Origin of the sequence: Palleronia sp. (genome assembly GCF_042089775.1) — a bacterium.
Lineage (GTDB): Bacteria > Pseudomonadota > Alphaproteobacteria > Rhodobacterales > Rhodobacteraceae > Palleronia.
In genome coordinates, this window is sequence record NZ_JBELKF010000080.1 from 1 (window position 1) to 15,236 (window position 15,236).

The 15,236-nt window shown below is 64.6% G+C and carries 20 protein-coding genes; 4 read left to right on the forward strand and 16 right to left on the reverse strand.

The genetic code is table 11. The features are described 5' to 3' along the window. Nucleotides 1–1,106: 1,106 nt before the first annotated feature. The 3 genes from ACFDS3_RS15695 (at nt 1,107) to lgt (ending at nt 3,165) form a co-directional block, all read left to right on the forward strand. A complete protein-coding gene (locus tag ACFDS3_RS15695; protein WP_375263298.1) occupies nt 1,107–1,376 on the forward strand; it encodes a hypothetical protein in 270 nt (89 codons plus the stop codon). A 107-nt stretch (nt 1,377–1,483) separates the two neighbouring features. Then, entirely contained in the window at nt 1,484–2,050 is a 567-nt protein-coding gene (locus ACFDS3_RS15700) for a YcbK family protein (protein ID WP_375263299.1), read from the forward strand. A 392-nt stretch (nt 2,051–2,442) separates the two neighbouring features. Further along, nucleotides 2,443–3,165 carry a prolipoprotein diacylglyceryl transferase gene (gene lgt / locus ACFDS3_RS15705; protein WP_375263300.1) on the forward strand — a complete coding sequence of 241 codons (723 nt, stop codon included), beginning with the start codon at nt 2,443–2,445 and terminating at the stop codon, nt 3,163–3,165. Between the two features lie 151 nt (nt 3,166–3,316). Here lgt and ACFDS3_RS15710 read toward each other — a convergent pair whose 3' ends face one another. The 16 genes from ACFDS3_RS15710 to ACFDS3_RS15785 all read right to left on the reverse strand — a co-directional run bounded on the left by ACFDS3_RS15710 (nt 3,317) and on the right by ACFDS3_RS15785 (nt 14,237). Next, nucleotides 3,317–3,931 (reverse strand): class I SAM-dependent methyltransferase, encoded by a 615-nt coding sequence (locus tag ACFDS3_RS15710; RefSeq protein WP_375263301.1) that lies wholly within the window; start codon nt 3,929–3,931, stop codon nt 3,317–3,319. Between the two features lie 4 nt (nt 3,932–3,935). Then, nucleotides 3,936–4,664 (reverse strand): cytochrome c biogenesis CcdA family protein, encoded by a 729-nt coding sequence (locus ACFDS3_RS15715; protein ID WP_375263302.1) that lies wholly within the window; start codon nt 4,662–4,664, stop codon nt 3,936–3,938. Next, nucleotides 4,657–5,154 carry a hypothetical protein gene (locus ACFDS3_RS15720; RefSeq protein ID WP_375263303.1) on the reverse strand — a complete coding sequence of 166 codons (498 nt, stop codon included), beginning with the start codon at nt 5,152–5,154 and terminating at the stop codon, nt 4,657–4,659. Before ACFDS3_RS15720 ends, ACFDS3_RS15715 begins: the two co-directional genes overlap by 8 nt. After that, nucleotides 5,151–5,756: a cytochrome-c oxidase gene (locus tag ACFDS3_RS15725; RefSeq protein ID WP_375263304.1), complete on the reverse strand. Its 606-nt coding sequence runs from the start codon at nt 5,754–5,756 to the stop codon at nt 5,151–5,153. The genes ACFDS3_RS15720 and ACFDS3_RS15725 overlap by 4 nt, the downstream gene beginning before the upstream one ends. Continuing rightward, a complete protein-coding gene (locus tag ACFDS3_RS15730; protein ID WP_375263305.1) occupies nt 5,753–6,196 on the reverse strand; it encodes a copper chaperone PCu(A)C in 444 nt (147 codons plus the stop codon). The genes ACFDS3_RS15725 and ACFDS3_RS15730 overlap by 4 nt, the downstream gene beginning before the upstream one ends. Further along, the gene (locus ACFDS3_RS15735; RefSeq protein ID WP_375263306.1) at nt 6,193–6,849 is read right to left on the reverse strand and encodes an SCO family protein; all 657 of its coding nucleotides are present in this window, start codon (nt 6,847–6,849) and stop codon (nt 6,193–6,195) included. The genes ACFDS3_RS15730 and ACFDS3_RS15735 overlap by 4 nt, the downstream gene beginning before the upstream one ends. A 54-nt stretch (nt 6,850–6,903) precedes the next feature. Further along, on the reverse strand, nt 6,904–7,194 hold the full coding sequence (locus ACFDS3_RS15740; protein WP_375263307.1) for a hypothetical protein: 291 nt from the start codon (nt 7,192–7,194) through the stop codon (nt 6,904–6,906). A 23-nt stretch (nt 7,195–7,217) separates the two neighbouring features. Beyond that, a complete protein-coding gene (locus ACFDS3_RS15745) occupies nt 7,218–7,508 on the reverse strand; it encodes a hypothetical protein (protein ID WP_375263308.1) in 291 nt (96 codons plus the stop codon). 3 nt (nt 7,509–7,511) lie between these two features. Then, a complete protein-coding gene (locus ACFDS3_RS15750) occupies nt 7,512–8,033 on the reverse strand; it encodes a TlpA family protein disulfide reductase (RefSeq protein ID WP_375263309.1) in 522 nt (173 codons plus the stop codon). After that, on the reverse strand, nt 8,030–8,608 hold the full coding sequence (locus ACFDS3_RS15755; RefSeq protein WP_375263310.1) for a DsbE family thiol:disulfide interchange protein: 579 nt from the start codon (nt 8,606–8,608) through the stop codon (nt 8,030–8,032). Before ACFDS3_RS15755 ends, ACFDS3_RS15750 begins: the two co-directional genes overlap by 4 nt. Then, nucleotides 8,605–9,087: a c-type cytochrome gene (locus ACFDS3_RS15760; protein WP_375263311.1), complete on the reverse strand. Its 483-nt coding sequence runs from the start codon at nt 9,085–9,087 to the stop codon at nt 8,605–8,607. The genes ACFDS3_RS15755 and ACFDS3_RS15760 overlap by 4 nt, the downstream gene beginning before the upstream one ends. A 135-nt stretch (nt 9,088–9,222) precedes the next feature. Continuing rightward, the gene (locus ACFDS3_RS15765; RefSeq protein WP_375263312.1) at nt 9,223–9,726 is read right to left on the reverse strand and encodes a DUF411 domain-containing protein; all 504 of its coding nucleotides are present in this window, start codon (nt 9,724–9,726) and stop codon (nt 9,223–9,225) included. A gap of 11 nt (nt 9,727–9,737) precedes the next feature. Beyond that, nucleotides 9,738–10,670: a WD40/YVTN/BNR-like repeat-containing protein gene (locus ACFDS3_RS15770; RefSeq protein ID WP_375263313.1), complete on the reverse strand. Its 933-nt coding sequence runs from the start codon at nt 10,668–10,670 to the stop codon at nt 9,738–9,740. 129 nt (nt 10,671–10,799) lie between these two features. Beyond that, entirely contained in the window at nt 10,800–11,144 is a 345-nt protein-coding gene (locus ACFDS3_RS15775; protein ID WP_375263314.1) for a hypothetical protein, read from the reverse strand. A gap of 179 nt (nt 11,145–11,323) precedes the next feature. After that, a complete protein-coding gene (cueR, locus tag ACFDS3_RS15780) occupies nt 11,324–11,719 on the reverse strand; it encodes a Cu(I)-responsive transcriptional regulator (protein WP_375263315.1) in 396 nt (131 codons plus the stop codon). Nucleotides 11,720–11,729: 10 nt separating this feature from the next. Then, a complete protein-coding gene (locus tag ACFDS3_RS15785; protein ID WP_375263316.1) occupies nt 11,730–14,237 on the reverse strand; it encodes a heavy metal translocating P-type ATPase in 2,508 nt (835 codons plus the stop codon). 318 nt (nt 14,238–14,555) lie between these two features. Between ACFDS3_RS15785 and ACFDS3_RS15790 the strand changes: the two genes are divergently transcribed. Then, on the forward strand, nt 14,556–15,197 hold the full coding sequence (locus tag ACFDS3_RS15790) for a flavodoxin family protein (protein WP_375263317.1): 642 nt from the start codon (nt 14,556–14,558) through the stop codon (nt 15,195–15,197). The last annotated feature ends 39 nt before the right edge of the window (nt 15,198–15,236 follow it).

The window sequence follows — 15,236 nt, forward strand, 5'->3', positions numbered from 1 at the left end:
TCGGGGCTCGGGAACATCCCGCCAGCCGAGTTCGTGGCAAAGAACAGCCTGGCAACACGCGCCGCGTAGCGCCAGACATCAACCGGCGGATCCTCCGCAAGGCCGGAGGGAAGTTGGGGCTCAGGTCACTGGCAGGAGACAAACTGCAGGGGTCGCGATTGCGGTAGCCGTCAGCCCGTTCCTAACTTCCTCAATCTCGACTTCGACGAAGCAAGACATAATGCCGGTGCAGCGAACGGCAGGAACGTCCGCAGCCGACGACTATCTCCTTAGCCTATGCCATTCGTTCGAAGTGACTGCTTTGGCCGGTGGAAATCCGTGGTCTCTCGGTCGATAGCTGATCTGCAAGCAGACCGGCGGCCTGCCGCCGGCATGACAGGGGCGGCTTACGCTTCACTGTGGCAACTGTATCTTGTCCACATGCACACGGGCTCCACTTTCCTGCACCAGATCAGAGTCATCCTATTGGCGATAGCTATGATCTTTGGGATCTTCGGGACGGTGGCTCAAGCGAGTGGCACGAGTTCAATGGCGACGATGAAGATGTCGTTCGCCTCTGCATCACTTGCGGCAGACACTATCGAGGATTGTACTGGGTGCTTGGACGCCGACATGGGTAGCGTCTGCCATTCCCCGGCTGGATGTCAGGCAGTTGATCTGCCCACCAGCAGCGAATTCACGAATGGTCCGGCCTCGGTAACTTCGGTAACTCCTGTGGATGCCCTTGCGCGCGGCTTGGCGATACGACCGCTCGCTCAACCTCCGAAAAGCATCATCGTCTAAGCCGGCGCGGATGGTTGCGGCACGCCGGGTCAAGGCCCGCGTTCATAAGCCACGAGCAGACTGACGGGCAGTGCCGCGGCTTTGTGCCTTTGGTACGCAAGCTTGGCCGTCCTGCAGCCTCACCCGCTTCTGGCGTTCGGCATGTCCCAGACTCTTACCGTACTCGGTCAGCCTGGGACTGATGCCGTCATCCCCCTTATGCCATGCACTTCGACATCCGAGGACGCCAAAATGACTAAAACCACAGGCTGAATTCCCGTGAAACCTCCTTCGGTCAAGACCTCAAGACCTTTGCCCGTCACCATTTGAGAGGATGGAGAGGCATGGCGGCCGCCGGCATTTTGTTCGTAATACCCGCTTTCTGGCTTGGAGGGCCGACGTCTGTCGCAGTGGGTGGGCTATCGCTTCTGATCTCCCTCGCGCCTTGCCTTGTCATGTGCGGGCTTGGCCTTTGCGTGATGAAAAGCTGCGACAAAAAGGCGAAGACCGGCGAAGACGCGGCCTCGAATGCCGACGCCACTGCATCGCTGGCAGTCGCAACGGCGCCAAGCAAAGAGGCAATTAACAAAGCAGAAGAGCCGGCATCGCGCTGAGCTGTAATGAGCGACGGTGCGACGGAGCCGACCGCGGCTTCGTCGACCGGACAGTCGCGGCAAAAGCGACAAAATATGCAGGTTCAAGAAACCGGACGACGCTCTTCATGGTAAACGGGACCAACGGCCACACCCGCCGGGCGCTGCTCGGCGCCTTCGCCGCGACGAGCGTTATTGCGGCACCGACCTACTCTCACGCGTTCGGCTCTTTGCGCGGCGCCGGCGATGTCCGTCGCGTGCGGATGTATAACGGCCGCACCGGGGAGGCCATCAACACGATCTACTGGGTCGAGGGCAACTACATCAAAGAGGCACTGAACGAGATCAACCACTTCATGCGCGACTGGCGGAACGATCAGGTGAAAGCGATCGACACCCGTACGATCGACATCGCCGCAGCCGCGCACAATCTTCTCGACACGACTGAGCCCTACATGCTGATCTCGGGCTACCGCAGCCCCGAGACCAACGCGATGCTGCGCGCCCGGTCGTCGGGCGTGGCGAAGAACTCCCGCCACCTGAAGGGTGAGGCGAACGACCTGCGGCTCAAGTCGCGATCGGTCAACCAGATGTATCGTGCAGCCTCGGCCGTCGCCGCCGGTGGCGTCGGCCGCTACACCTCGTCTAACTTCGTCCACATGGATTGCGGCCCAGTCCGCTCCTGGGGCACCTGAAGCAGCAGTGTCACGGTGATGGTGCCGCAGAGCCCAGGCAGGCGGCTCGAAGCTGAACTTCGGCGATCTTACCCCCTGCAGCGCATCACTCCGCAGACCATCATCCGCTACGCGTTGCGGCGCGTCAGCGCCTCTACATGGATCTGCACGATGTTGCCGGCTGACATCCCGAACGCGGGTCATTCTTTCTTACGTGACGGTTCCTCGCCTTGCCGTTGGCGGAAACTCAATGGCGCTGCCCGTCTACGTGAGGCCGACACACTTAAATCGCGAGGGTCCATGATTCCCTTCGTCATTCCGTCCCCCAACATCGATCCGGTATTGTTTGAGCTCGGTCCTATAGCAATCCGCTGGCACGGCTTGGCATACATGGCCGGCTTAGCCCTCGGCTTGTGGTACCGGTTCGGCTGCTGGAAAATAAGCGCCTGTGGAGATCGGCCGGCGCGCCGGCCACGCGGACCCAGATGCACGACCTGTTCGTATGGATCGTCCTGAGGGTCGTGATCGGCGGCCGCGCCGGATACGTCCTCTTCCATAATAGCGCTCTCTACCTCGCGAATCCGCTGGATGCGCTCAAAGTCTGGCATGGTGGCATGTCGTTCCACGGCGGCCTTCTCGGCGTGTTCCTCGCGCTCGCATTGTTCAGTTGGAAGAATAAGCTCCCAGTCATTCCGCTCGCGGACGCAATCGCTGCGGCGGCACCGATCGGGCTGCTCTTCGGACGGATAGCGAACTTCATAAACGGCGAGCTCTATGGGCGCGCGGCAGATGTTCCTTGGGCCTTCATCTTTCCGCACGATCCAAGCCAGCTTCCGCGACATCCCAGCCAGCTCTACGAGGCCGCCCTTGAGGGAATTCTCCTCTTCGCCGCCCTACGTTTCCTCACGCACCGCACCAAGGCGCTCCGTCGGCCTGGCGTCTTGACCGGATCGATGCTGGTGGGATACGGAATGGCCCGGCTCTTTGTGGAATTCTTTCGCGAGCCGGACACCCGTATCCGCCTAACTGGACGCTGTAGGCTCTTGGTGCTGGCCGCGCGTCTCTTCGGTGTTCGGCGTTTCCGACTATCTCGACTATCAGCGAGACGTCCCGAGGTTTCTCCCGAGATGGGGTAGCCTGCGGGAGATTGTGGCGGCGGGATAGGATGCGGATGAGCTTTTCGAAGATCTCATGGCTGTCGAACAGTGCGGCGTTTCTTTCGGTTCGCATCGGTGCGATGACTCTCGGTGGCATCATGCCAGCAGCGAGTGTTCTCAGTCATGGTCGTCATTCGCGCCGTGCGAGGCCTTCATACATGAAGACGATCGGCTTCGGGCCAGCAGCATAGCCGGTCTCGAGCCGCTCGGTCCGGAGGCCGCTTTCTGCGACCATCGCGGCGGGAGCGCGATCGAGGTGGCAGTTGCCGGCGCAGCAGCTCCAGATCGGGGTCAGCCGGTGCTGCCACTTCTGGACGCGCGCCTCTGGCGCCAGACCATGCTCGACGAAGCTGAACATGCCTCCCGGCTTGAGAACGCGCCGGATCTCGGAGAGCGCCTGTCGGGGATCTGCAACGCCGCAGAGCGTCCAGGACGTGACGACACAATCAATGCTCCGGTCCTCCAACGGCAGGTTCTCGGCAGTCCCCGTGACGAGCTCCACCTCGCGAGCGTCACTGCGGGATGCGGCGCCGGCGAGGCTGAGCAATTCCTGTGAAGGGTCGACACCGACAACATGATCCACTGCATCGGGGTACAGGGGCAGGTTAAGGCCCGATCCGATGCCGATCTCGAGAACGCGTCCCCTCGCGCTGGAGACGGTCCGGCGGCGGTAGGGGAGCAACAGATCCTGGCGCATCGCCAGATGTGTCAGTCGCGGAAGGATATGCCTGTCATAGAACCACATCCGCCTATCCGATCTGCGCGAGGACCGGGAACGCGTCGAGCAGCCAGTAGGACAACGCGCTCAACCGTCCGGTCATCATGGCAATGCCCATCAGGATCATGACGGCCCCTGCAGATTGGTGGAGACGGCGGCCCACGCGCCCGACGCCGCGCAGCTTTCCGGCCAGCTTGTCGGTGAATGCCGCGACGACGAGGAACGGGACGCCGAGCCCTGCGGAGTACACCGCCAGCAGCGCGACACCCTCGCCGATTGTCGCACTGGCGGCGCTGGCCGTGAGAATGGCGCCGAGGATCGGGCCGATGCAGGGCGTCCAGCCGAAGCCGAAGGCGAGCCCGAGCACGTAGGAGGCGACCGGCTGCCCGCCGGGCAGGTCGAGATGGAAGCGCAGGTCGCGCTGCATGGCCGAAAGGCGGGCGGCCCCGATCATGAACAGGCCGAACAGGATGATGATCGCGCCGCCGACGAGGTTCAGCTCGTAGCGCCATTGCAGGAGGGCCTGCCCGAGGGCGGTCGCCGACGCGCCAAGCGCCATGAAGATCGTCGAGAACCCGAGGACGAAGCAGAAACTCAGCCAGACGACATGGCGGCGCGACGGTGCGGCCGCACCGGTCACCGTCCGCCCTGCAATATAGGAAACGTAGCCCGGCACGAGCGGGAGGACGCAGGGCGAGACGAAGGAGATCGCCCCGGCCAACAGCGCGGCGGTCAGCCCGAGGAGTGAAAGATCAACCATTTGCACTCCTCGTGGAGGTCTGCCAAGGCAGTCGCCGGATTGCCCACAGATAACCTGCTGTCGGGATCACCAGCCATTGCAGAAAGGGGCTGAGCCCCGCATCGATAACGGGAATGACCGGCATGATGTCCCTGTACGCCCATGCCTGCCGCACTTCGATGTTCAGCCATTCGCTGAAGATCGTGTAGCTGACGCCGAAGACGACAGCGGCAGCAAGCACGCGCCGCGTCCTCACGCGGGGCCACTCGGCGTTGCCGAACAGGACCAGCGCCAGCATGGTGGTGCTGAGCGTGATCAGAATATCGCCTCCCGTGCAGTGGATCGCGGCAAAGGCCAGTTCGCCCGCCGTGCCGGTGAGCCAGATCGTGTAGAGCGGCAGATGGGCGAACTCCCACACCAGGTGGGCGACCGCGGCGAAGAGGATGTACCGCCGGAGCGCAGGCAGCCACGCAGGTTCGGGGTGCCGCGCAGGTGCTGTCGTGGCCGTCATTGGAACACTCCGAAAACGCGGTCGAACATGCCCGGTTCATGCGGATGGGCGTTGGTCAGGCCGTTGATGTAGAGCGTCATGCTGACATGCCCGAATTCGGCGCCGTGGAAGATGCCAGCATGCCGGCCGCCGCGGTCGATGACGTGGACCATCGGCGCGTTGCTGTCGCGATCCGACAGAGCGGCGAACGAAGCCGCGAGCGCGTCGGCATCCCCGGCCTCCTGCGGTCGCGCAGCGACCCAGTTCTCCGCGTCCGGCCCTTCTGGAGAGACCTCCGGCGAGGCCACGCTGACGAAGCTCACCATGTCGCGCATCGGCGTCACGCCGATCGCTTCCTGCACCTCGGCGAGCAACACCTGCTGATCGGCGCAGGGTTCGCCGCAGCCATCGGACACGAAGCTCAGCACCACGATCTGCCCCTCGAGCGCGTCGAGATCGAGCGCGCCATCTGATTGGATGTCGAGCGCCGGCAATCGGCCAAGGCCGGTGGGCTCGAAAGCGTGTTCCCTCTCGGCCATGGTCTCGTCCAGCCGCTCTTCCGGATGATTGGCAAATGCGGGCGCCGCAAGCGTCAGGAGCGCCACCAGAAGAAGGGATCTCATCGCTGCCCGCCTTCCGGCCCGCTCGCGCCGACGCCGAGAACGGGCACGTCTACAGTGACCTCCCCGGCCGTCTCGAACCTGAGCGTCAGCGGAAAGCTCGTCCCCTCGACCAGCTTCCCGGAGAGACCCGTCAGCATCAGGTGCATCGCCCCGGGCGCAAAGGTCACAGCCTCGGCGGCGGGAAGCTCGACCGTCGTGACGTGGTTCATCCGGCTCAGGCCCGCGTCATCCACGGCCGTGGCGTGGACCATGACCTCCGCGGCGACAGGCATCGACGCTTCGAGGAGGCGGTCATCCCCGTCGCTCACCAATGTCAGGTAGGCCGCAGCCGGGCGGGACGCCAAGATGCTCGCCCGCGCCCAGGGATCGCTCACGGTGACGTCGGCATGGGCCGCAAGCGGCAGTGCTGTGGCAAGGAGGGCAACTATCGGCAGCTTCATGTCGCGCCTTTCTCTTCTTCGATATGTCCGCGGATGGTTTCCGCAAGTTCCTCGGGTGGCTGCTCCTGTTCCTGAAAGATCGCCTCAAAGCTGCCGTCGGGCCGCATCAGGTAGATATATCCCTGGTGCGCCATCATATAGCCGTCAGGCGCCATCTCGGAGTCCGCCCGCTCATACCAGGTCCGGAAGTTCTGGGCCGCCTCGGCCACCTGCGCATCGGTCCCGGTCAGTCCGACGAGGCGAGGATGGAAGGCGGCGACATACTCGGCCATCACCGGAACGGTGTCGCGCGCCGGATCGACAGTGATGAACAAGGGTGCGACGTCCTCTGCCCCCGGCCCGAGGTCATCGAGCACGCTCGCCATGTAAGCCAGTGTCGTGGGGCAGATATCGGGGCAGTGCGTGAACCCGAAGAACACGAGCTGCCAGTTCCCGGCATAGTCCGCCTCGGTCACGGCGCGACCGGTGTGGTCGGTGAGCGTGAACTCCGACCGGATGTCGGCCTCGCCGACGAATGCCACTTCGGGCGCTGAGTCCGGCGTGTTGGCGCGCCAGATCAGCGCACCTCCGACCGCAAGCACGACGGCGGCCGAGCCGGCCCAGGCTACCAGTCGGAAATTCTGTAGACGATGGGCTCTCGGATCTTCAGTCATTCTTCCCACTCCATGAGGTCACCCGCCCGGCCGTGTCCGGGCGGGTGTGCAGCCTCAGCCTTCCTGCGGCTCTGCGGCAGGCGCCTCGGTCTCGTTGGCGGCCTGCATCATCTCCATGCAGGCTTCCATCATCGGCTCCATCTTCGCCATCATCTGCATCATGTTGTGCATGCCCTCCATGCCTTCCATGCCGGACATTTCACTGCCCATCATGTTGCCGGACATGGAGTCCTGGTTCTTCATCGGCTGATCGGGCGCATTGTCGCCAGCCTCTTGCGCAACGGCGGCCGTTGCCAGAAGCGCCGCCAGTGCGGCTGCGGGAACGCCGAATTTCGTCGTCTTCATGGTCGTCTCCTTTTGGTTTCTCTTCAGTCCCTCGGGAGGTCCGGCTCTCCGGCCGGATTGCTCTTGCTTCCGCAAGATTTCGAGCCGCTCTTCATGCAGCATATGCCGAGCCCGCACATCACGGCGCAGGGCGCGAGGCTCAGGATCAACGGGGCGGCACCGATGGCGGTGAGCCAGCCCCAGTTCAGCCAGAAGCCCGCGGCTGCGACTGCCATGGCGGAAAGGATGAAGCCGCGCCGGCCGAAGGGGATGCGGAGCTTCGAAGGGCGCGCTGCGGCCGCCATGGTGGCGGTGTCGGCCGATGTTTCAGTCATGGCTCAGTTTCTCCCGTGTGAGATGACGGACTGGAATTGCGCGACGGCTTGGGGGCTGTCCCATTCGGCGGGTCCCACGAGCCGGGCAATCTCTTGCCCTTCACGGTTGATGAGGATGGTCGTCGGCAGACCGACGGCGCCGAATGCGAGCATCGCCCGCAGCTCTTCGGCGAGATACATGTCGAGGTGCCGGATCCCGATCTCGTCGTAGAAGCGCCGCACGGGGTCGAGTCCCGCGCGATCGATCGAGAGCGGCAGAACATGAAAGTCAGTGCCGCCGAGTCTCGCCTGCAGGCGGTCGAGTGTCGGCATCTCCTCCCGGCAGGGCGGGCACCAGGTCGCCCACATGTTCAGGAGCACGACCCGGCCGCGGAAGTCCTCCAGTGTCAGCTCCCGTCCGCCTCCGTCGACGAACGGTGGCGAGAGCAACCTGCGCGGCGTGTTGTGGAGCGGCATCGATGGCCGGGCCGCAGCGGGCGTGGCGGTGAATGCCGTCGCCCCGGCGAGAAAACCACGGCGCTTCATGATCCGACCTCCGCCTGCAACTGCCGCACGACGGGAAGAATGTCCTCTTCCAGAGAGCGGCGGTCAAAGGGGCCGACATGCTTGTAGGCAATTTGCCCTTCGGCATCGATGACGAAGGTTTCGGGAAGGCCGTAGACCCCCCAGTCGATCGCGACACGGCCGGATCGGTCGGCGCCGATCCGGGTGTAGGGATCACCGAGCTCGGCCAGGAACGCCAAGGCCTCGCCGGCGTCATCCTTGTAGTTGATCCCGTAGATCGGCACCGTAGCGTCTCGGGCCAACTCGTTGAGCAGAGGCATTTCCACCCGGCAGGGCACGCACCAGGACGCCCAGACGTTCACGATGGAGACCTGGCCGCGCAGATCCGCCGAAGACAGCCCGTCATCCCGCCCCTCGATCGGCGGCAGCTCGAACTCCGGGATCGCCTTTCCGACCAGGGGCGAGGGAAGCCGGTCGTCGTTGTTCCAGAGCCCCCAGTAGAAGGCCGCCGCGAGGCCGGCAAACACTGCAAGCGGGAGGAAGACCAGCAGCCGCCCCCGCCGTCTTGTCGTGCCAGGTGCGTCGTCGGCGCTCACGATCCTTCCTCCGCATTCGCCGTGACCTTGGCCTGGAAGGCTCGCTGGCGCTCGGGCCAGGTGCTCTTGATGTAGGCAAGAACCGCCTCGATTTCCTCGTCGCTCAGGATGCCGGCAAAGGCTGGCATGTCGCTCTCGTAATCGGACACAACCGCCTCGACTCCGCCCCTGGTGATCGCGAACAGGTCCTGGTCCGAGTGGTGCCAGGTGTGCCCCGTCTCGTCGTGCGGCGGGGCCGGCATCCGGCCGGAATCAAGCCGCCGCTTCCAATCCGCCTGTCCCTCGAGGCTACTGCCATGGCAGGACGCGCAGGTCTCGGCGTAGAGCTCGCGACCAGTGGCGATCTGGTCCGCCGTTACCGGCTCTCCCAGAAACGTCACCCCCTCCACCGGAGCTTCGTTTTCTTGCTGCTGCGCGACCGCGGCGATGGCCGCGAGCCCCACAGCAGCCGCGCCAGTGTAGATGATACCGCGGCGCATCAACTCGCTCCCCGGATGTATTTCACCAGCGCCACAAGGCTCAGGACCAGCACCGCCAGGACAAGCAGCAGAACCAGCCCGCCGCCGAGCATCATGAGGCCCATCATGGGCCCGTTCATCATTCCCATCATGCACTCACTCATTGGAATAGACGCTGACTTCGCCATCATCGAACGCGTAGGTTTTCAGCGTGCCGCTCTTGCCCGCCATCCCCGGCGCATTCTGCGGCATCCCGGGCAGCGTGATCCCGTCGATGTCCGGGCGCTCGGTCACCAGCCGCTCGACGATCTCCGCCGGGACGAGACCGCTGACATAGTAGCCGTCGATCTTGGCGAGGTGACAGCCGAGGCCTTCCTCCGGGACGCCCACCGAAACCGATGTCTTGGCGAAGTCTCGATCGTCGATGCGGATCACCCGGTAGCCTTCCGCCTCGAGATAGTCGGCGTAGGCATCGCAGCAGCCGCAGCCGGGATCGCGCCAGATCGTGATCTCCTTGGAAGGATCGACCGCAACCGCGGTCTCTGCGTCGGCGACGGCAGGTTGTTCGTCCGTGCCTTGCGCGGCGGACAGCGTGGTGAAGGAGACGGCGCCTGCGACGGCGAGGGCAGCGAGCGAGGTGAAGGCGAAGGTCTTTTTCATGGGATGCTCCATCATTCGGCCGCGAGCGCGGTCCAGGTTGCGCCGCCGTCGCGGCTCATTTGCAGAGTGCCATCGAGCACCGCGACCACCTGCATGGCGTCGGACGGATGCACGGCGACGGCAGAGGCGGGCCTGTCCACCAGGTGCGACCAGACCACGCCTCCGTCACGGGAGGTCCAGATGCCCGAGGGAAGGGCGGAATAGAGTGTCTCCGGCGCCGACGGCGCACTTGCCAGGGCGCGCACCGCTTCGCCCGCCGGAAGCGGTGCCTCGGACGGTGGCGCGTCGCCGGAAACGAGAGCGTCCATCGCATTGCCCGGCTGAACGTCCTGCCAACGGCAGAAACAGTCGGGAACACGGGTCAGGCCCGCCTCGGTGCCGGCGTAGATCCAGATGCCGCCCATGCCTGTGGCAAGATCGACGGACGCAAGCGTCAGAAGGTCGTGCTCGGTCTCCTCGAGCCACGGGCGATCCATCGCGAAGCTCCAGCTCTGGCCGGCGTTCTCGCTCTTCCACAATCCGTCGCCCTGGACCGCCGCATAGATCATGTCGGGCTGACGGGAGGCGACGGCCACGGCATCGACTTCGCCTTCGGGAAGGCCATCGGAGCGGCTCTCCCAGGTGCGGCCGCCATCTTCGGACAGAGCAACGCCCCCAGAAGCGAGCCCGGCGAGAACCAGGCCCGGCCTTTCGGGATGGGTGGCGAGCGCCAGGATAGGGCCCGGAGCCGGCAGTTCCGTCCAGGACTGTCCGCCGTCATCGCTGCGGACCAGGTTCGCACCACCTGCAAGCAGAGATTCGCCGTCGAAAGCGAGGGTGGAGATGGCTGTATGTTCCGGCTCGGTCGCAAGGACGCTGTGCGGTAGGGCAAGCGCTCCGGCTGCGATGCCTGAGGCTACAAGAAACATGCGACGCGACAGCGCCGGTAGTGATTTGCGGGGCATGAGAATTCCTCATCGGATCTTGGTCTCCGCGAGCGCCGAAACAGCGCCATGTGCGGGCGAGCGTCGCAGTTCGCAGGCAAACGGCCTCGATGCGCAGCGTAACGCCCCGGCTCGCGCCGGCACGTCAGATCAGATGAGGGGTCGTGGTGGCTGCTTGGCGGGGGGGCCGGCCATGCCGTCGGAGGTTTGCGTTACGGGTGGAGCCAAGACCTCCCGCGTAGCTTGGACGAAACCCTGCGTCTGTGGCACAGATATCGCGGCGATATTGCCCACGCCACACTCGATATCACAAACTGCCACCGACCCGCCTGCGTCGGAGTCGCCGCAAGGGGTGGCGCAGTCCGACATCCCCATCGCATCGTCGGAGAGAACCATGGCGGCGGCCATCTCGCCCGAGTCTGCTGCATACGCGACCGAGCTCGCCGCGAAAGCGGCGAGGAAGGCAGCAAGCATCAGGCGGGCGATGAACTTCATGAAGGGGTACTTATCCTGTCGTGGGCCGCAGTTCCACCAAAACGCGTTCGCGATCAGGTGAACCTCCGCTATTCATGGCCATACCTACCATTGGCCCTGCTTGAGGAGCATATGGGGCTTCCCCCTGGTGGAAGGTCAAGTGAATCCTTGCTCTTTTCTCCTCAGACCAAGGCAGCGCCTCAGCCCTTCGGCGCGGACGCCAAGTCGGAGAGGATAGGGCAGTCAGGCTTCTGATCACCCGAGCAGGCTTCGGCCAGACGGGCCAGCGTACCCCGCATGGCATCAAGTTCGGCGAGCTTGCGATCGATCGCGCGGAGGTGCTGCTCGGCAACGCGCTTGACGTCTCCGCTGGCACGGTCCTCGTCCTCGTACAGAGCAAGGAGGCTACGGCAGTTCTCGATCGAGAAGCCCAGGGACCGGGCACGGCCGAGGAAGTTCAGCTTGTGCAAGTCCGCCTCCCGGAACCGGCGATAGCCGTTAGCATCGCGCGCGGGACGGATGAGGCCTATATCCTCGTAGTAGCGGATCGTCTTGGCCGCCAGGCCGGAGCGGCTCGAGACGTCACCGATGTTCATACCGTTCTCCTCATTCCGCAGGGACGGGGGCAGAGCTGCCCCGTTGCCGATGCGCGACATTTTCATCCATCTCGGGCCGCAGGCGCCGCAGGCGCAACGCGTTGCTCAGCACGAAGACCGACGACAGCGCCATCGCACCCGCCGCCAAGACCGGCGACAGCATCAGGCCGAGCGCCGGATAGAGCACACCGGCCGCGACCGGGATCAGCGCCGTGTTGTAACCAAACGCCCAGAACAGGTTCTGCCGAATGTTGCGCATCGTGCTGCGCGAGACTTGGTAGGCATTCACTACCCCGCGCAGATCCCCCGACATCAGAACCACGTCGGCCGACTCGATGGCCACGTCGGTGCCCGTGCCAATGGCGATGCCTACATCCGCATGGGCGAGGGCCGGCGCATCGTTGATCCCGTCACCGACGAAGGCGATCCGCTCGGCTCCCTTGCGGAGTTGATCGAGGGCGGCAACCTTTCCGTCAGGCAGGACCCCGGCCACGACGTGATCGATCCCGGTTTCACGGGCGATAGCCTCGGCGGTCTCGCGCTTGTCGCCGGTGATCATGGCGACTTTCAGGCCCAGATCATGCAGCGCGGCAATGGCGGCGCGGCTAGCGGGCTTCACCGGGTCGGCCACGGCGACCAGCGCGGCCACCTTGCCGTCCACGGCCGCAAAGAGCGCCGTCCGACCCTTGCGGGCGAGCTCGGCTTCCTTGGAGGCGAGGGCCGCGGTGTCGATCCCTTCACGGTCCATGAGCCGATCAGCACCCACCAGAATCTCATGGCCCGCCACGCGGGCTTTTACCCCGTAACCGGTAATCGAGCTGAACTCCTCGACTTCGGGCAGTTTTACGCCTTCTGCCTTGGCAGCGCGGGCAATGGCCTCGGCCACCGGATGCTCCGAGCGCTCCTCGACAGCGGCAACCAGCGCCAGCACCTCGGCCCGCTCAAACCCCTCGGCGGGGATAAGATCGGTCAGTTCGGGCCGGCCCTCGGTCACCGTGCCGGTCTTGTCCAGCGCGACCACAGAGACGCCTGAGAGAGCTTGCAAGGCGTCGCCCTTGCGGAAGAGGACGCCCATCTCGGCGGCACGCCCGGTGCCGACCATGATCGAGGTCGGCGTGGCAAGGCCCATGGCGCAAGGACAGGCGATGATGAGCACAGAAACACCCGCCACGAGGGCATAGCCGAGCGCAGGGGAGGGACCGAAGATCGACCAGGCGAGGATGGTGAGCAGCGCCACAACGATCACCGCCGGCACAAACCAGAGCGTGACGCGGTCGACGAGCCCCTGGATCGGCAGCTTGGCCCCCTGCGCCTCCTCGACCATGCGGATGATCTGCGAAAGCGTTGTATCGGCGCCGACGCGGGTCGCGCGGAAGCGGAAGCCACCTGCGCCGTTGACGGTGCCGCCCGTGACCGGGTCGCCCGGGGCCTTGGCGGCCGGGACTGGCTCGCCGGTAATCATGCTCTCGTCCACGTGGCTGGTGCCGTCGATCACCTCGCCGTCGACGGCAATGCGCTCGCCGGGGCGGACGATCAGCACGTCGCCCGCCGCGATCTCCTCGATGGCGAGTTCCACCGTCTCTCCGTCTCTCTCGACGCGCGCGGTCTTCGCCTGCATTCCGAGGAGCTTCTGTATTGCGGCGCCGGTGCGCCCCTTGGCGCGGGCCTCCAGCCAGCGGCCAAGCAGGATCAGCACGACGATCACGGCCGCGGCCTCGTAATAGACGGCCCGGGTGCCGTCCGGCAGCAACACGGGCGCGAAGGTCGCGACAACAGAGAAGAGCCACGCCGCGGCGGTGCCGAGCGCGACCAGCGAGTTCATGTCGGGTGCGCCGCGGAAGAGTGCCGGGACCCCCTTGGCGTAGAAGCGTCGGCCCGGCCCCGCGAGGATCGCGGTGCTTAGTGCAAATTGCAGCACCCAGTTCGTCTGATGCCCGATGCTGCGCGTGACCCACTCGTGAAAGCCCGGAATCGCATGCCCGCCCATTTCGACCAGGAAAATCGGGAGGGCGAGAACAGCGGCAATCAGTACGTCGCGGCGGAGGAGGCGCGCCTCCGCGTCCTTGCGAGCGGCGTTGTCCTGGCTGGCGTCCGCGCCCGCGACCCTCGCGGGATAGCCGGCTTCCCCCGAGGCGGAGACAATCGCCTGCGGCGTCGTCACCCCCTCGAGATATGTGACGGTGGCGGTCTCGGTCGCGAGGTTGACCGAAGCCTCGACCACACCCTGCACGGCGACCAAGGCCCTGTCGACCCGGCCGACGCAGGACGCACAGGTCATCGCCTCGATGTTCAGAGTGATCTTTTGTGTGCGGGCGGGATATCCTGTCTCGCGCAAGGCTTCGGCGAGCCCCGCTGGCGTTGCGGGACCTTCATATCGGACCTGTGCTGTCTCGGAAGCAAGGTTCACGTTTACTTCCCGGACCCCCGGGACGGCTGAAAGTCCCCGGTCGACGCGGCCCACGCACGAGGCGCAGGACATCCCTTCGATGGAAAACCTGATCTGTTGCGGCTCGCGCATATCGACCTCCGAATCTCGACCTGATCCGGAGATGGGGGTTCCAGTAACTGGAGGGTCAAGGGCCGAGTGAAGGTAATTGCGTTCTTCATGGCGCGGGCGAGGGAAACCATTGGTTTCGAAACAATCCCTGGAACACGCCTTCAACTTGAGGCCGAAGAACCCCGAGCCCCTTAGCGACCTCCGACGCGAAATAGCTGCTCGGCCGCATGGCACCTGCCGTGTATCCGCCGCAGGCGGTAAAAGTGGCGTGATCAGGAACGAAAGCGGGTATTCCAAGTTGAAGTTGGTATCACGCCGCCCCTCGGAGAAGGGATTTAGATGTCTGACATAGACCAGCCGACGTTGACGGCTTTCGCGTTAAACTGCTCGTTGCGACCTTCGGGCTCAGACCAACCAAGTTCGACCGATCGGATGATCGGCGATCTCCTCGCGGCGATGCGCTCCCACGGGATCGCGGGAGAGATCGAGCGGGTTGCTGACTACGACGTCAAGGCGGGTGTTCTCTCGGACATGGGAGCAGGCGATGATTGGCCAGCGCTGAGAGCGCGTGTGCTGGCCGCCGATATCTTCATTCTCGGCACACCAATCTGGCTCGGTCATCCCTCCAGCATTGCTCGTCGGGTGCTCGAACGAATGGATGCATTCCTTTCAGAGACTGACGACCGGGGCAGGATGCCGGCCGCTGGCAAAGTCGCTCTGGTGGCGGTCGTCGGAAATGAGGATGGGGCACATACCTGCCACGCCGCCTGCTTCCAGGCTTTGAACGACGTTGGTTTCACCATTCCCGCCAATTCAGGCGTATATTGGGTCGGAGAGGCGATGCAGGCGACGAACTATGTCGATCTTCAGGGGATACCTGATCCCTTGCAATCAAGCCTGGAGACCGCTGCGTCAAACGCGGCCCATCTGGCGCGACTGCTGAAACAAAGCGAATATCCCGGTACCCGGAGCCCATCATGAAATCACGTCTGATCCTCGCAGCCGGCCTGGTCGGCGGTT

Bases quoted from the DNA above. Each gene is read 5' to 3' on its own strand.
- ACFDS3_RS15695 (WP_375263298.1), top strand. From the start codon at position 1,107: ATGGCGGCCGCCGGCATTTTGTTCGTAATACCCGCTTTCTGGCTTGGA.
- ACFDS3_RS15700 (WP_375263299.1), top strand. From the start codon at position 1,484: ATGGTAAACGGGACCAACGGCCACACCCGCCGGGCGCTGCTCGGCGCC.
- ACFDS3_RS15710 (WP_375263301.1), bottom strand. From the start codon at position 3,931: ATGTGGTTCTATGACAGGCATATCCTTCCGCGACTGACACATCTGGCG.
- ACFDS3_RS15715 (WP_375263302.1), bottom strand. From the start codon at position 4,664: ATGGTTGATCTTTCACTCCTCGGGCTGACCGCCGCGCTGTTGGCCGGG.
- ACFDS3_RS15720 (WP_375263303.1), bottom strand. From the start codon at position 5,154: ATGACGGCCACGACAGCACCTGCGCGGCACCCCGAACCTGCGTGGCTG.
- ACFDS3_RS15725 (WP_375263304.1), bottom strand. From the start codon at position 5,756: ATGAGATCCCTTCTTCTGGTGGCGCTCCTGACGCTTGCGGCGCCCGCA.
- ACFDS3_RS15730 (WP_375263305.1), bottom strand. From the start codon at position 6,196: ATGAAGCTGCCGATAGTTGCCCTCCTTGCCACAGCACTGCCGCTTGCG.
- ACFDS3_RS15735 (WP_375263306.1), bottom strand. From the start codon at position 6,849: ATGACTGAAGATCCGAGAGCCCATCGTCTACAGAATTTCCGACTGGTA.
- ACFDS3_RS15740 (WP_375263307.1), bottom strand. From the start codon at position 7,194: ATGAAGACGACGAAATTCGGCGTTCCCGCAGCCGCACTGGCGGCGCTT.
- ACFDS3_RS15745 (WP_375263308.1), bottom strand. From the start codon at position 7,508: ATGACTGAAACATCGGCCGACACCGCCACCATGGCGGCCGCAGCGCGC.
- ACFDS3_RS15750 (WP_375263309.1), bottom strand. From the start codon at position 8,033: ATGAAGCGCCGTGGTTTTCTCGCCGGGGCGACGGCATTCACCGCCACG.
- ACFDS3_RS15760 (WP_375263311.1), bottom strand. From the start codon at position 9,087: ATGCGCCGCGGTATCATCTACACTGGCGCGGCTGCTGTGGGGCTCGCG.
- ACFDS3_RS15765 (WP_375263312.1), bottom strand. From the start codon at position 9,726: ATGAAAAAGACCTTCGCCTTCACCTCGCTCGCTGCCCTCGCCGTCGCA.
- ACFDS3_RS15770 (WP_375263313.1), bottom strand. From the start codon at position 10,670: ATGCCCCGCAAATCACTACCGGCGCTGTCGCGTCGCATGTTTCTTGTA.
- ACFDS3_RS15775 (WP_375263314.1), bottom strand. From the start codon at position 11,144: ATGAAGTTCATCGCCCGCCTGATGCTTGCTGCCTTCCTCGCCGCTTTC.
- cueR (WP_375263315.1), bottom strand. From the start codon at position 11,719: ATGAACATCGGTGACGTCTCGAGCCGCTCCGGCCTGGCGGCCAAGACG.
- ACFDS3_RS15785 (WP_375263316.1), bottom strand. From the start codon at position 14,237: ATGCGCGAGCCGCAACAGATCAGGTTTTCCATCGAAGGGATGTCCTGC.
- ACFDS3_RS15790 (WP_375263317.1), top strand. From the start codon at position 14,556: ATGTCTGACATAGACCAGCCGACGTTGACGGCTTTCGCGTTAAACTGC.